Raw genomic sequence first — 15,026 nt, 5'->3', positions numbered from 1 at the left:
ACTAAAAAATGAAAGAATTAAAAGAAATAGGTATAGATACAGGATTAGCAAAAGTTGAAAGTGAGAAAATGCATGAAGAAGATTGGGCTAATAACTGGAAAAAATATTATAAGCCTACTAAAATTGGGGAAAGAATAGTAGTAAAGCCTATTTGGGAAGATTACGAAGCAAAAGAGGATGAATTAATATTAGCACTTGACCCAGGAATGGCTTTTGGAACAGGAACTCATGAAACAACAAGAATGTGTATTCAAGCTTTAGATAAGTATGTAAAAGAAGATAGTACTGTATTTGATGTTGGATGTGGCTCAGGAATACTTGCAATTGCTGCTGCAAAATTAGGAGCTAAAAAAGCTGTTGGAGTAGATCTAGATCCAGTTGCAGTAGAATCAGCTAATGAAAATGTAGGATTAAACAATTTAGATAATATAGAAATATTATATGGAAACTTAGTGGATGTTATAGAGGGGAAAGCAGATATAGTAGTTGCCAATATAATTGCTGAAGTAATTTGCATATTAACAGAAGATGTTAAAAGAGTATTAAAGACAGATGGATATTTTATAACTTCTGGAATTATTCATGATAGAGTGGATATGGTTACTAATAAGCTTAAAGAAACAGGATTTGAAGTGGTAGAAATAAACAAAGACGGGGAATGGAACTGCATAGTTGCCAAATTAAAATAGTTTTAAGGAGATCGATGTATGCATAAATTTTTTACTCCTAAAGAAAATTTTATAGAAAGAACAGCAAAAATTTTAGGTGATGATGTAAAACATTTATATAAAGTATTAAGGCTAAATGAAGGGGATAAAATAGTCTTAAATAATTGTGATGGAGATGAATTTTTAGCGAAAATAAGAACTATTACAAAGCAAGAGGTAATTGTTGATATAGAAGAACAGCTTGAGATAAATAATGAAAGTGCAGTAAAAATATATTTATTCCAAGGACTACCAAAGGCTCAAAAAATGGACTTAATAGTTCAAAAGGGAACAGAGCTTGGAATAACTGAATTTATTCCAACTATTACTGAAAGAGTAGACATAAAGCTAAAGGGGGAGTTCAAAAAGCTAGATAGGCTTAATAGAATAGCATTAGAGGCAGCAAAACAAAGCAAGAGAACTGTTGTACCAAAGGTTTCTGAACCGATTACCTTTGAAGAAGCTTTAGAGGCTATGAAAAATTTAGATTTAGTTATAGTTCCTTATGAAAATGCAGAAAATTTTGGGATAAAAACATTATTTAATGATGAAAGCATTAACACATCTAAAATCAAAACAGTTGGAATATTAGTAGGTCCAGAAGGTGGATTTGAATTAAGTGAAATAAATGAACTAAAAGAAAATGATGCTTATATAGTAACTTTAGGAAGTAGAATACTTAGAACGGAAACAGCTGGTTTTGTTGCTACTTCATTAGTTCAATATGAGCTAGGAGATTTAGGAGGAAATAAATAATGAAAGTTGCATTTTCTACTCTTGGGTGTAGAGTTAACGTATATGAATCAGAAGCTATGGCTGAAAAGTTTATAAGAGAAGGCTATGAAGTTGTAGAAGCTAACGAAAAAGCAGATGTATATGTAATAAATACATGTACTGTTACTAACATGGGTGATAAAAAGTCTAGACAAATAATTAGTAGAGCAAGAAGATTAAATGAGAATTCTATAATTGCTGTTGTAGGATGTTATTCACAAATAGCACCTAAAGAAGTATCAGAAATACCTGGAGTTGATGTAGTTTTAGGTACAAGAAATAAGGGGGATGTGGTTTATTATGTTAATAAGGCCAGAGAAGAAGGTAAATCACAAGTCCATGTTGAAGGTGTACTTAAAAATAAGAAGTTTGAAGAATTAAATATTGAAGAGTATCAAGATAAGACTAGAGCCTTTTTAAAGATTCAAGATGGCTGTAATAGATTTTGTACATATTGCATAATACCTTATTCAAGAGGATCAGTATGCTCAAAGGATCCTAAGAAAGTCATAGAAGAAGTAAATAAGCTAGCAGAACATGGCTTTAAAGAAATTATATTATCAGGAATACATACAGCATCTTATGGGCTAGATTTAGAAGGTAATGTAAATCTTATAGATATAATTGATGAAATAGAGAAGGTAGAAGGTATAGAAAGAATTAGAATAGGTTCTATAGAACCTGCATTCTTTACTCCTGAAGTAATAGAAAAAATGAAGGGCTTTAAAAAGCTTTGTCCTCACTTCCATTTATCATTACAAAGTGGGTGTGATGCAACACTTAAAAGAATGAATAGAAGATATACAGCAGAAGAGTATGCTGCAAGTGTTGAACTATTAAGAGAAACAATGCCAGATGTGTCTATTACTACAGATGTAATAGTAGGCTTTCCAGGAGAAACAGAAGAAGAATTTAATGAAACTTATAAATTCTTAGAAAAAATAAAGCTTACTAAGACTCATGTATTTAAATATAGTCCTAGAAAAGGAACTAGAGCTGCTGATATGGCAGATCAAATAGATGGTAGCATAAAAGAAAAGAGAAGTAAGCTATTAATTGAATTAAGCAATAAAAATGAAAAAGAATTTATAGAGAAGTTTATAGGAAAAGAAATGGATGCCTTAATAGAAACAGAAGTAAAAGGCCAAAATGGAGTATATGAAGGCTATACAAGAAACTATATAAAGGTACATGTCCCTTGCACATGTGCCGATGTTACTGGTAAAATAGTAGATATAGAAATAGAAAAAGCAGAAAATGAATATGGAATAGCAAAACTACTTTAATAATGCATAATGCATAATGCACAATGCATTATTAAAGAAATAATTCAGGCAAGCTGAATTATAATAAAAAGAAACTCAGCTTGCTGAGTTTCAACAACAATTATGCATTATTAATTATGCATTATTCATTACTACGAAGGGTGGTGATTTTATGAGTTGTATTTTTTGTAAAATAGTAAATGGAGAAATCCCTAGTAAAAAGATATATGAAGATGAGAAAGTCTTGGCTTTTCATGATATAAGTCCAGAGGCTCCTGTTCATTTTTTAGTAATACCTAAGGAACATATTCAAAGTGTTAATGAGTTAACTGAAAAAAATTCAGAGGTTATTTCACATATATTCTTAGTAATTAATAAATTAGTAAGAGAGCTAAATATTAGTGAAACGGGATATAGAGTAGTAAATAACTGTGGTAAAGATGGAGGCCAAACTGTAGACCATATACATTTCCATGTGCTAGGTCAAAGAGATTTAAAATGGCCACCAGGCTAAAATCTTTGTAGCAAATAGTTGACTTTAGAGACCACCTATTGTATAATATAGCGTGTGTTATTAAGCCCGTAGCTGAGTTAAATTAATTAATTTGAGCTAGCGGAGGGAGGGATAATAGATGTCAGAAATAAAAGTTGGAGAAAACGAAACACTTGAAAGTGCATTAAGAAGATTCAAGAGAAAATGCGCTAGAGCAGGAGTTCTTTCAGAAGTTAGAAAGAGAGAACACTATGAAAAGCCAAGCGTGAAAAGAAAGAAAAAATCAGAAGCTGCTAGAAAGAGAAAATTCAAGTAGAATAATTTTGATTTAATTTCAATGTAACTTAATTAATTAAGTAAGCTATTATTGGAGGCTATATTAATCCAATAAGTCTAAGTGTATTTTAAATACATTAAGGTTGAGGACTATAGTTTATATGTTTATCAAAAAAAGTGTAATAATGATTATACTTGAATTGAGGGAATAAATAAGATTTTAATATAATCTTATTAAGTACCTTCCTCAGCAGTAAATAAAAGAAAAATAAAATTATTAAAGAAACAGCTACACCGTTGGTGTTAATAACATTTATAACTGAAAAGTTATGGGAAAAGTCAATTTTATAAGATTAATATTAGTTGATAAATAAAAGCAAAAGGAATTTATTCCTTTTGCTTTTTGCTTTGTTAAAGTAATTTTCTATATATTTTAATCATAGAGTACTATGAGAAAAAATATAAGGAGATAAGAGTATGAAAGAAAGAATAGAGAAAACTAGAGAAATATTAGCAGAAAAATTAGACTTGCCTAAGGATGTAATGTTAAATCTTCCTAAGATAACTATTATTGGAGATAGTGAAATTACTATAGAAAATCATAAAGGGATAATATTATTTGAAAGAAGCATAATTAAAATAAATACAAAAGTAGAAATTGTTAATATTGAAGGAGCAGATTTTGAAATACTATATATTGGGGATTCAACTATAACAATTAGTGGTAAGTTTAAATCAATTAGTTACGAGGTGTAGTATGGCAACAGGAGTATTTGAAAGTGGTAGAGTTATAGTTGAAATTAACATATTAAGACCAGAGAAACTTTTGAACATATTGTGGAGTGAAGCTATTAATATTATTAACGTAAAGAGAATTGATGCTGCTACTATAAGAATAACTATAGATTATAGTGATTATAAATATGTTGTGGTTATTGTTAAGAAATTAAATGGCAAATGCAAAATAATAGGCAGTAAAGGAAGGTTATTTCTAATAGGAAAACTAAAAAATAGGTTTTTCTTAGGTTTTGGTGGAGTAATATTTGTTATTTTACTTTTATATTTTTCAACCTTTGTATGGGGTATAGAAATTACTACAAAGCAAAATGTATCTCCCTATGAAATAAGACAACAGCTTTATTCTTTGGGAATTAAGCCAGGGATAAGCAAGAAAGCAATAGATTTTAAAGAGATAGAGAAGAAGTTAGAAAGTATTAATTCTGATATACTTTGGATTAGGGCAAGGGTAGAAGGATCAACTCTAAAAATAGCTATTGAAGAAAAGGTAAATCCACCAAAAATTAAAGAAAGAAAATATGGTAATTTAATTGCAAGGATGGATGGGGAAGTTAGTAGAGTTTATGCATTTTCAGGTAGATCAACTGTACATGCAGGAGAATATGTACATACTGGAGATGTAATAATTGAAGGAATAAATGGAAAAGAAGAAGAACCTTATGAGGTTATACCAGATGGAGTGGTAATGGCAAATACTTTTTATGAAAAAAGTATGGTTGCACAAATAGATGGAAGTGAAATGAAGAGAACTGGAGAAAAAGATAGTGATATATATTTATCTCTTTTTGGGAAAAAAATTTATCTTAAAAAAGCTATAAAAGACTTTAAAGATTATGATAAAATAGAGGAAAGTAAGAAAATAATAAATAAAGTAAATTATTATGAAAAAAAGGAATTTCCAATAGAATTATCAAAAGAGGAGATAATAAATAATTCTGTTAAAGTTCTAGAGGAATCACTTTACAATAGTTTGACAAGAGAAGCAAAAATTGTTGATAGGATAGTTAGTACCAAGGAAGATTCACCTGAAAATTTAGTGGTTAATGTAGTTTTTATAGTTGAACAAAATATTGTTGATAACGAACCTATTGATTATTAAAGAGATGTAGTTAAAGGAGGATAAATTTGTTTTTGAAGAAAGATAAGAAGAATGATAATAAAGGATACAAAAGAATTTTAATATATGTAATAGTATTTTTAGTTACTTATGTAATTTTATTAACTACAATTTCACCAAAGAAGCATAATTTATCTGTTGGGGATATAGCCACTGTAGATATTAAGGCACCAATAGATACTGTAGATGAGATAGCAACACAAGAAAAAATAGAAGAAGCTATAGCTAAAGCTAAGGAAGATAAGCAGTATACAGTTAAGAGCGAAGTCAAGACCCAAGCTGTTGATAATATAAATAAGCTATTTGATAAGCTAACAATAGAAATTTCTTCAACAAAAGATGATAAAGAAAAACTTTCAGAAATAAAGAAAGTTGATGCTTTTAGATTAACAGATCAAGAATATAATGCATTATTAGCTATAGAGAAAACTAAGGTTTCTGATATTAGAGATAAAACATTACAAGCATTAGAAATGGCGTATAAAAATAATATTGAAGAAAATGACTATGAATTACTACAAAGAGCCAGAGAATTATCAAGTGAAGAACTTATTAGCTTTAATTTAGACAGAAATTTAGAAGATACTTTGAAAAGTGTTTTATATTCACAAATTAAGCCGAATTTCTTTATAGATACAGAAAAAATAGAGGAAAATATAAAGGAAGCACAAAAAAATGTACAAAAGGAAATAATAAAAAAGAATCAAATTATAGTCAAAGAAGGAGAACCAGTAACTGAAAGACAAATTGAAATATTAAATGAACTTGGATTATTAAATAGTGGATTAACAAAAAGCTATTTATCATCATTTATTGCACTAGCAATTTTAGTTGCAGTAATTTTGTACCTTGAATATATTTATATATCTAGAGAAAGAGCAGATATATTTAAAAGTAATAAATTTATAATCTTAATAAGCAGTATAAATGTAATCACTCTTATGTTATCTTTAAGTTTAAATATAATATCACCATACTTAATACCTATAGCTAGTGGTGCAATGATTATGGCCATATTAACAGAATATAAGATAGCACTTGTGGTTAATTTATTAAATTTAGTATTTGTTTCAATAATTGTGGGATTTAACCCATCTATCATAATTATATTTGCAGTAGCTATAATTTTAGGTTCAACTGCAGTTAAAAAGGTTCAACAAAGAAATGATATTATTTATGCAACCTCATATATAGCTGGTATAACAGCTATATTAACATTAACTGTGGGGATGATTTCATCAAGTAATTTAAAAGAGAATCTTATTCAAACAGGATTTACTATTGTTTCTGTAATGATAGCTGGAATATTATCAGTTGGATTATTACCTTTTTATGAATCAATTTTTGATGTAGTTACTAATATAAAATTACTAGAGCTATCAAATCCGAATCAACCTCTTATGAAAAAATTATTAATGGAGGCTCCTGGTACCTATCATCATAGTATGATGGTGGCTAATTTAGCAGAAGCTGCAGCTGAGGTTGTTGGAGGAAATCCAGTAATAGCAAGAGTAGGGGCATATTATCACGATATTGGTAAAACTAAAAGACCTTACTTTTTTGGAGAAAATCAAATAGGTAAAGAAAATCCTCACGATAGGATTACACCAAACCTAAGCACATTGATTATTCTATCTCATACTAAGGATGGTATAGAAATGGCTAAGGAACACAAAATTCCAAAGATTATTCAAGATATAATAGTGCAACATCATGGGACAACTTTAGTTAAATATTTCTATTATAAAGTTAAGAATTCAGCAGAAAATCCTGATGATGTTAAAGAAGAAGATTTTAGATATACAGGTCCTATTCCTGATACGAAGGAATCTGGAATATTAATGCTTGCAGATAGTGTAGAAGCTTCTGTAAGATCAATACCAGATCCAACTAAAGATAAAATTGAAAATATGGTAAATAATATAATTAATGATAAAATTAATAGTAATCAATTAATTAATTGTGATTTAACATTAAAGGATATTGAATTAATTAGACAAAGCTTTTTAAAGACCTTAGATGGAATATATCATCATAGAATAGAATATCCAACTGAGAAAAAGGTAACAAATTAATAAAGTTTCTTTAAATAACTTTATATAAAAATTTAATACTATTGATGTAATTTGAAATAAGATTACTGAAGTTATATTTATTTTGAAACTCCTTAAGGAGTTTCTTCTTTAATTACCTTTATCATTAATTTTATATCTATTAATAGATAAATTATTTATGAATTTACAATAAAAGGAGAAAATTATGTTATATACAGAAAACAAACAAGATAAAATAGAAGTAAATGATGAGTTTATAAATAAGATTTTAAATGTCTGCGATTTTGCTTTAAAAGAAGAAGGGGTAGACGTTGAATATCAAATATCCTTATTATTTGTTGACAATGACGAAATAAGAGAAATAAATAATGAAACTAGAGGGATTAATAGAGAAACAGACGTATTATCTTTTCCTATGCTAGACTTTGAAGAAAATAAGGTTTATAAAGATATGTATTTAGATTTTGATTTTGATGAAACCTATAAGGATGGAAATGAAATAGTTCTTGGAGATATGGTTTTATCATTAGAAAAGGCTTTAGAGCAAAGTAAAGAATATGGGCATTCCTATGAAAGAGAAGTAAGCTATTTAGTAGTTCATTCAATTTTACACTTACTAGGTTACGACCATATGATAGAAGAAGATAAAAATAAAATGAGGAAAAGGGAAGAGGAAATCTTAAATAAATTAGATATTAGAAGATAATACTATATATGGGAGGGGCTTATGAAGATAAAAAAGCTAGTTGATAGCTTTAATTATGCAGTAACAGGAATTATTCAAACTATTAGAAGTCAAAGGAATATGAAGATTCATATATTTGCTGCTTTATGTGTACTTATAGCTTGTTTTGTAATAGATATATCAAAGTTTGAATTTCTTATATTAGCAATTACAATAACTATGGTATTAGCGGCAGAAGTAATAAATACTGCAATTGAAGCAACTATAGATATGTCTACAAATCACTATCATCCATTAGCAAAAATAGCTAAAAATGCAGCAGCAGGAGCGGTATTAATTACAGCTATAAATGCTTTAGTTGTAGGTTATATTATATTTTGGGATAAGATTTCATTAATTTCATATGATGTTATTCATAAAATGAAAGAGTCAGAGCCATATATGGTGCTAATTGCGTTGGTAGTGGTAATTATAGTAACTCTAATAGTGAAATCCTATTTTGGAGAAGGTACTCCATTAAGAGGAGGTATGCCAAGTGGACATAGTGCATTATCCTTTTCAATAGCAACTGCTATATCATTAGTTACAGAAGAACCTATATGTATAATGCTTAGCTATTTGATGGCGGTAATAACGGCACAAAGTAGAGTAGATTCAAATGTTCATTCAATTTTTGAAGTTGTTGTAGGAGCTTTATTTGGAACGTTACTAACATTATTTATATTTACTATTTTTAAAATTTAATTAAAATGATGATAAAATCCTATAACAATGCTATAATTTAGACAAGATAAATTACAATATATTATCTTAAATATCCTAAGTAAGTGGTACTTACAGTGGATTAAACTAGGAGGAAAAATGTTTAAATCAGGATTTGTAACGATTGTTGGTAGACCGAATGTTGGGAAATCGACTTTATTAAATGAGATAATGGGTGAAAAGCTTTCTATAGTATCAAATAAGCCTCAAACAACTAGAAATAATATTCAAACTATATTAACTGGAGAAGATCATCAAATAGTATTCGTTGATACTCCAGGAATACATAAGCCAAAGCATAAGTTAGGTGAATACATGGTTAATTCAGCTAAGGATTCAATAAAGGAAGTTGACCTTGTATTATTTTTAATAAACCCTGACGAAGAGATAGGAAGAGGGGATAAGTTTATAATTGAAACTTTAAAAAATCAAAAAGCACCAGTATTTTTAGTGGTAAATAAAATAGATGAATTTACCCAAGACAGGGTTGCACAAACTCTTCAAATGTATTCTCAAGAAATGGACTTCAAAGAAATAATTCCTATATCAGCTTTAAAAGGAAAAAATGTAGATAAATTAATTAGTTTAATGGTAGAAGCTATGCCAGAAGGGCCTAAGTATTATCCAGATGATATGATAACTGATGTTCAAGAAAGATTCGTAGTAGCAGAAATTATAAGAGAAAAGGCTTTAAGAACGTTAAGAGAAGAAATACCTCATGGTATAGCAGTAGATATAATTCAAATGAAACAAAGTCCTAGTGGTACTTGGCATATTGAAGTAGATATGCTTTGCGAAAAAGATTCTCATAAAGGAATAATAATAGGCAAAAATGGGCAATGTTTAAAGAAAATAGGCGAAACAGCTAGATATGAAATTGAAAGATTCCTACATGAGAAAGTTAATTTAAAAATATGGGTAAAGGTTAGAAAAGAGTGGAGAGATAATCAGAACCTATTAAAGGAGCTAGGATATAAAAAGGTAAAGAAATAAGGGGATGATTTTTCTGTCACTACATAAGGTGAATGCTGTAGTTATAAAAACTATGGAATTTAAAGAAAATGATAAATTAGTATGGCTATATACAGATAAATTTGGAAAGATAACAGCTATAGCAAAAGGTGCTAGGAAAAATAAAAATAAATTATTTTCTATTACACTACCTTTATGCTATGGAGAATATGTGCTATTTAAGGGCAAAAATTTATATAATTTACAAGAAGGTAAAATAACAAGTTCTTTCCAAGGGTTATTAGATAATTTAGATAAGCTGACGTATTCATCTTATATTTGTGAACTAATAGATATATGTGTTGAAGAAGGAGAAGTAAACAACCATTTATTTAAGAGTTTTTTAACTTGTATGTATTTACTTAATACAGATGTACTTGATTATGAAATGTTAATAAGATCCTTTGAACTAAAGCTATTAAAAGAAACAGGATATGGTTTAAATTTAGATTCATGCGTAAAATGTGGCAAAAAAATATCTGTGTCTAATTATATATCCCTTTCTAATTATGGTGGTGTATGTGAGGAATGCTCTAGAGAACATGGTCTTTATATTTCTAAACCAGCATATAATTCAATAAAGTTTTTACTTAAGACACCTATGGATAAGATATACAAACTAAATATAAATGATGAAGTTAAAAAAGATATAAGAAAGATAACTACTTTCATAATATCTTCAAATTATTCTAAAAAACCAAAAAGTTTAGAAATGTTAAATTATATAAAGGAGTGATTATTATGGAAATAACTTTAGAAAAAGTAGATCAAGTAAGAGAAAGAACAGGAGTTTCTTATGCCGAAGCTAAACATGCACTTGAAGTAGCTAATGGAGATATACTAGAAGCAATTATATACATTGAAAATATAAAAGAAGAAGATGCAGAAGTAAATAGTAAATTTAAAGCTGAAAGTATGGATGAATTTAAAACTTGGCTTAAAGATTTAATCAATAAAGGAAATGTAACTAGAATTAAAATAAGTAAAGATGAAAAAGAAATAGTAGATGTACCTGTTAATGCTGGTATAGCTGCAGGTGTAATTGCTATTATATTCCCAGCAATTTTAGCTTTTGTAGTAATTGCAGGAGTAGTAACACAAATAACAATTGAAATTACTAAAGCAGATGGTACTGTTGAAGTAGTTAATAAGTATATAAGCAAAGCAGTAGAAGATATAAAGGATGCAGCTAGTGGTGTAGCAGAAAAAGTAAAAAATAAAGTTGATGAAGTTAAAAAAGATAAATTTTCTTCAAGTGAGTATAACGTAAATGCTGATGAATCAAAGGATGAAAAGAATACAAATGATAATTCTTTCACATATACTGTTAAATTTGACGAAGATGAGGAAAATAGAGTAAAATAGAGATAAACAGTATTAAAACAAGAATAAAATTAAAGAAATGGAAATATTCAGCTAATATGGATGATTATTCAGAAAATTAAGTATAGTCAAACTTTTATAACGTGATATAATTAGTATGTAAATATCACACTAATCAAAATAATCTGAATATTTCCTATAAACCTAGAAAGAGGGATAAATTTGAAATTATCAGAAAGGCAAGAAGAAATAGTAAGGATAGTTAAAAAAGGACAGCCTGTAACTAGTGAAGCATTAGCTGAAAAACTTGGTGTAACTAGAGCAGCGTTAAGAGCAGATTTAGCTATTTTAACTATGATAGGAATACTAGATGCTAAGCCTAAGGTTGGTTATGTATATTTAGGAGAAGCTCAGAATACTAGAGTTTTAGAAAATTTGTCGAAAGTCTTAGCTGGAGAGATAATGTCGAAACCAGTTACGGTAAATGAAGGAACTACAGTGTATGATGCAATCGTATTCTTATTCTTAAATGATGTAGGCACATTATTCGTAGAAAGTGATGGTGCCTTAGTTGGCGCTGTTTCTAGAAAAGACTTTTTAAAAAATGCTATTGGAGGAACAGATATAAATAAAGTTCCAGTTGGAGTGATAATGACAAGAATGCCAAACATAATTTGTGGGTATGCAGATGATAGTGCTTATGATTTGGCAAAAAAAATTATTGAACATGAAATAGACAGCATTCCAATAGTTGAAAAAATAGAAACTTCATCAAAAGAAAAAGTAAAACTAAAGATTATTGGTAAAATTTCAAAAACTAATATAACAAAGCTTTTTGTTAAATTAGGAGAGGGTAATTAAATTTAAATGGGTAGCTACAGTATAAACATACTGTTAGTATATATATCAATTCGATTGAACGGAGGAGTATTGAGATGGAGAAAAAGAAGTACGTTTACCTTTTTAATGAAGGAAATGGGTCAATGAAAAACCTTCTAGGAGGTAAAGGAGCAAATTTATCAGAAATGATTCTACTAGGAATCCCTGTACCACAAGGATTCACAGTTACAACAGAAGCTTGTAATAAATATTACGAGGATGGAAAAGTAATTGCACCAGAAATTATTGAAGAAATTCATCAAAAAATATCAGATTTAGAGAAGCTAACAGGTAAAGAATTTGGAAGCTTAACTAAGCCATTATTAGTATCAGTAAGATCAGGGGCTAGAGTATCAATGCCAGGTATGATGGATACAGTTTTAAATCTTGGTTTAAATGATCAATCAGTTGTTGCTATGGCAGACTTAACAAATAACCCAAGATTTGCTTACGATTCATATAGAAGATTCATTCAAATGTTCTCTGATGTTGTTATGAATATCGAAAAGAGATTATTTGAAAATCTAATAGATGAATTAAAAGAAGAAAAAGGTGTTGAATTTGACACTGATTTAACTGCTGATGATTTAAAGGTTTTAGTTGAAAGATATAAAGAACTTTATAAAAAAGAAAAAGGGGAAGAATTCCCACAAGACCCTAAAACTCAATTAATTGAATCTATAACAGCTGTATTTAGATCATGGAATAATCCAAGAGCTATAGTTTATAGAAGATTAAATGATATTCCAGGAGAATGGGGTACAGCAGTAAACGTTCAAGAGATGGTATTTGGTAATAAGGGAGAAACTTCAGGAACAGGTGTTGTATTCTCAAGAGACCCTGCAACTGGAGAAAATGTAATATATGGTGAATACTTAATGAATGCTCAAGGAGAAGATGTTGTTGCTGGTATAAGAACACCACTTCCAATATCAAAATTAGAAGAGCAAAGTCCAGCTATATACAAACAATTTACAGACATAGTTCATACATTAGAACACCACTACAGAGATATGCAAGATATGGAAATTACAATTGAAGAAGGTAAGCTATATTTCTTACAAACAAGAAATGGTAAGAGAACAGCTCAAGCTGCTTTAAAAATAGCTGTTGATTTAGTTGAAGAAGGAATGTTAACTAAAGAACAAGCAATTTTAAAAGTTGAACCAAATCAATTAGATTCATTACTTCATCCAGCTTTCCATACTGAAGATTTAAAGAAAGCTGAACCAATCGCTAAGGGACTTCCAGCATCTCCAGGAGCTGCATGTGGTAAAATTGCATTTACTGCAGAAGAAGCTAAGGAAAGACATGAAAAGGGAGAAAGCGTTGTTTTAGTAAGACTTGAAACTTCACCAGAAGACATTGAAGGTATGATAGCTGCTGAAGGTATATTAACTGTAAGAGGTGGTATGACATCTCATGCTGCGGTTGTTGCTAGAGGTATGGGAACTTGCTGTGTTGCTGGATGTGGAACATTAAAAGTTAATGAAAATAATAAAACATTAGAAGTTAACGGAAAAGTTTATACTGATAATGATTATATATCTATAGATGGATCAACTGGTAATGTATATGGAGAAGCTGTTGCTACAGTAACACCAGAAATATCAGGACACTTTGCAACATTTATGGCATGGGCAGATGAAATAAGAAAATTAAAGGTTAGAACTAATGCTGACTCTCCAAGAGATACAGTTCAAGCAGTTGAATTTGGAGCAGAAGGTATTGGATTATGTAGAACTGAGCATATGTTCTTCGCTGAAGATAGAATTATGGCAGTTAGAGAAATGATAGTTGCTAAGAATGAAGAGCAAAGAAGAAAAGCTCTTGAAAAATTACTTCCAATGCAAAGAGAAGACTTTATTGGTATCTATGAAGCTTTAGAAGGAATGCCAGCAACTATAAGATTCTTAGATCCACCACTACATGAGTTCTTACCTCATAACGATGAAGATATTCAATCTTTAGCTACTGAAATGGGATTAACTTTTGAAGAGTTAAAGGCAACTGTAAATGAATTACATGAATTCAATCCAATGATGGGTCATAGAGGATGTAGATTAGCAGTTTCTTATCCAGAAATAGCTGAAATGCAAACTAGAGCAGTAATTGAAGCTGCAATAGAAGTTAAAACTAATAAGGGCTATGATATAGTTCCTGAAATAATGATCCCACTTGTTGGTGAAATAAAAGAATTAAAATATGTTAAAGATGTAGTGGTTAAAACTGCAGAAGCTGTAATGGAAGAAAAGGGAGTTAAATTAGAGTATAAGATAGGTACTATGATAGAAATTCCAAGAGCTGCATTAACAGCAGATGAAATTGCTAAGGAAGCTGACTTCTTCTCCTTTGGTACAAATGACTTAACTCAAATGACATTTGGATTCTCAAGAGATGACGCTGCTAAGTTCTTAGGAAGCTACTATGAAAAGAAAATCTACGAACAAGATCCATTTGCTAAGTTAGATCAAACTGGAGTAGGTGCATTAGTAAAAATTGCAGTTGAAAAAGGAAGATCTGTTAAGAGTGATCTTAAGCTTGGAATATGTGGAGAACATGGTGGAGATCCATCATCAGTAGAATTCTGCCACAACATAGGTTTAGACTATGTTTCATGTTCACCATTTAGAGTGCCAATTGCTAGATTAGCAGCTGCACAAGCACAAGTAAGAAATAAAAGATAATAGCTTTATAAATAAATAGGCTACCCATTTGGGTAGCCTTAATTTTATTTAATAATTAAATTTTAACATTATAGTAACGTCTAAAGGTATTTATTAATTCATAGCTAAAATCTAGTTGATTCTTACTTTTATGAAGACCTTTTTCCATTAAAGAAATAAAAGAATTCTTATTACATTTTCTAATATTTTTATAGT

Annotated in this window: 14 protein-coding genes and 1 pseudogene; all 15 read left to right on the top strand. The window is 29.4% G+C overall.

All coding sequences use genetic code 11. The features are described 5' to 3' along the window. Nucleotides 1-5: 5 nt before the first annotated feature. Nucleotides 6-689: pseudogene (prmA, locus tag HUJ77_RS11740) on the top strand (50S ribosomal protein L11 methyltransferase); the annotation flags it as partial. Nucleotides 690-707: 18 nt separating this feature from the next. Further along, entirely contained in the window at nucleotides 708-1,463 is a 756-nt protein-coding gene (locus tag HUJ77_RS11735; protein ID WP_291708850.1) for an RsmE family RNA methyltransferase, read from the top strand. Continuing rightward, the gene (gene mtaB / locus HUJ77_RS11730) at nucleotides 1,463-2,767 is read left to right on the top strand and encodes a tRNA (N(6)-L-threonylcarbamoyladenosine(37)-C(2))-methylthiotransferase MtaB (protein WP_291708847.1); all 1,305 of its coding nucleotides are present in this window, start codon (nucleotides 1,463-1,465) and stop codon (nucleotides 2,765-2,767) included. The genes HUJ77_RS11735 and mtaB overlap by 1 nt, the downstream gene beginning before the upstream one ends. 151 nt (nucleotides 2,768-2,918) lie before the next feature. Continuing rightward, nucleotides 2,919-3,260, top strand: a complete 342-nt coding sequence (locus HUJ77_RS11725) for a histidine triad nucleotide-binding protein (RefSeq protein WP_291708845.1) — start codon at nucleotides 2,919-2,921, stop codon at nucleotides 3,258-3,260. A gap of 118 nt (nucleotides 3,261-3,378) precedes the next feature. Next, on the top strand, nucleotides 3,379-3,555 hold the full coding sequence (gene rpsU / locus HUJ77_RS11720; RefSeq protein ID WP_003441547.1) for a 30S ribosomal protein S21: 177 nt from the start codon (nucleotides 3,379-3,381) through the stop codon (nucleotides 3,553-3,555). 437 nt (nucleotides 3,556-3,992) lie between these two features. Next, complete coding sequence (yqfC, locus tag HUJ77_RS11715; RefSeq protein ID WP_291708843.1) at nucleotides 3,993-4,271, top strand: sporulation protein YqfC; 279 nt, start codon at nucleotides 3,993-3,995, stop codon at nucleotides 4,269-4,271. Between the two features lies 1 nt (nucleotide 4,272). After that, complete coding sequence (gene yqfD / locus HUJ77_RS11710; RefSeq protein ID WP_291708842.1) at nucleotides 4,273-5,412, top strand: sporulation protein YqfD; 1,140 nt, start codon at nucleotides 4,273-4,275, stop codon at nucleotides 5,410-5,412. Nucleotides 5,413-5,438: 26 nt separating this feature from the next. Further along, nucleotides 5,439-7,505, top strand: coding sequence for an HDIG domain-containing metalloprotein (locus HUJ77_RS11705; protein WP_291708840.1), 2,067 nt, complete (start codon nucleotides 5,439-5,441; stop codon nucleotides 7,503-7,505). A gap of 184 nt (nucleotides 7,506-7,689) precedes the next feature. Next, entirely contained in the window at nucleotides 7,690-8,190 is a 501-nt protein-coding gene (ybeY, locus tag HUJ77_RS11700) for an rRNA maturation RNase YbeY (protein WP_291708838.1), read from the top strand. Nucleotides 8,191-8,211: 21 nt separating this feature from the next. After that, entirely contained in the window at nucleotides 8,212-8,913 is a 702-nt protein-coding gene (locus HUJ77_RS11695) for a diacylglycerol kinase (protein ID WP_291708836.1), read from the top strand. 117 nt (nucleotides 8,914-9,030) lie between these two features. Continuing rightward, on the top strand, nucleotides 9,031-9,924 hold the full coding sequence (era, locus tag HUJ77_RS11690) for a GTPase Era (protein ID WP_291708834.1): 894 nt from the start codon (nucleotides 9,031-9,033) through the stop codon (nucleotides 9,922-9,924). A gap of 4 nt (nucleotides 9,925-9,928) precedes the next feature. Next, nucleotides 9,929-10,678: a DNA repair protein RecO gene (gene recO, locus HUJ77_RS11685; protein ID WP_291708832.1), complete on the top strand. Its 750-nt coding sequence runs from the start codon at nucleotides 9,929-9,931 to the stop codon at nucleotides 10,676-10,678. 2 nt (nucleotides 10,679-10,680) lie between these two features. After that, nucleotides 10,681-11,307, top strand: a complete 627-nt coding sequence (locus HUJ77_RS11680; RefSeq protein WP_291708852.1) for a DUF4342 domain-containing protein — start codon at nucleotides 10,681-10,683, stop codon at nucleotides 11,305-11,307. Between the two features lie 180 nt (nucleotides 11,308-11,487). After that, nucleotides 11,488-12,126 (top strand): helix-turn-helix transcriptional regulator, encoded by a 639-nt coding sequence (locus HUJ77_RS11675; RefSeq protein WP_291708830.1) that lies wholly within the window; start codon nucleotides 11,488-11,490, stop codon nucleotides 12,124-12,126. Between the two features lie 74 nt (nucleotides 12,127-12,200). Then, on the top strand, nucleotides 12,201-14,831 hold the full coding sequence (gene ppdK / locus HUJ77_RS11670) for a pyruvate, phosphate dikinase (RefSeq protein ID WP_291708828.1): 2,631 nt from the start codon (nucleotides 12,201-12,203) through the stop codon (nucleotides 14,829-14,831). Nucleotides 14,832-15,026 lie beyond the last annotated feature (195 nt).

This window comes from Clostridium sp., from assembly GCF_021443865.1.
Classification (GTDB): Bacteria; Bacillota; Clostridia; order Clostridiales; family Clostridiaceae; genus Clostridium.
This window is presented reverse-complemented; position numbering and strand designations above follow the sequence as displayed.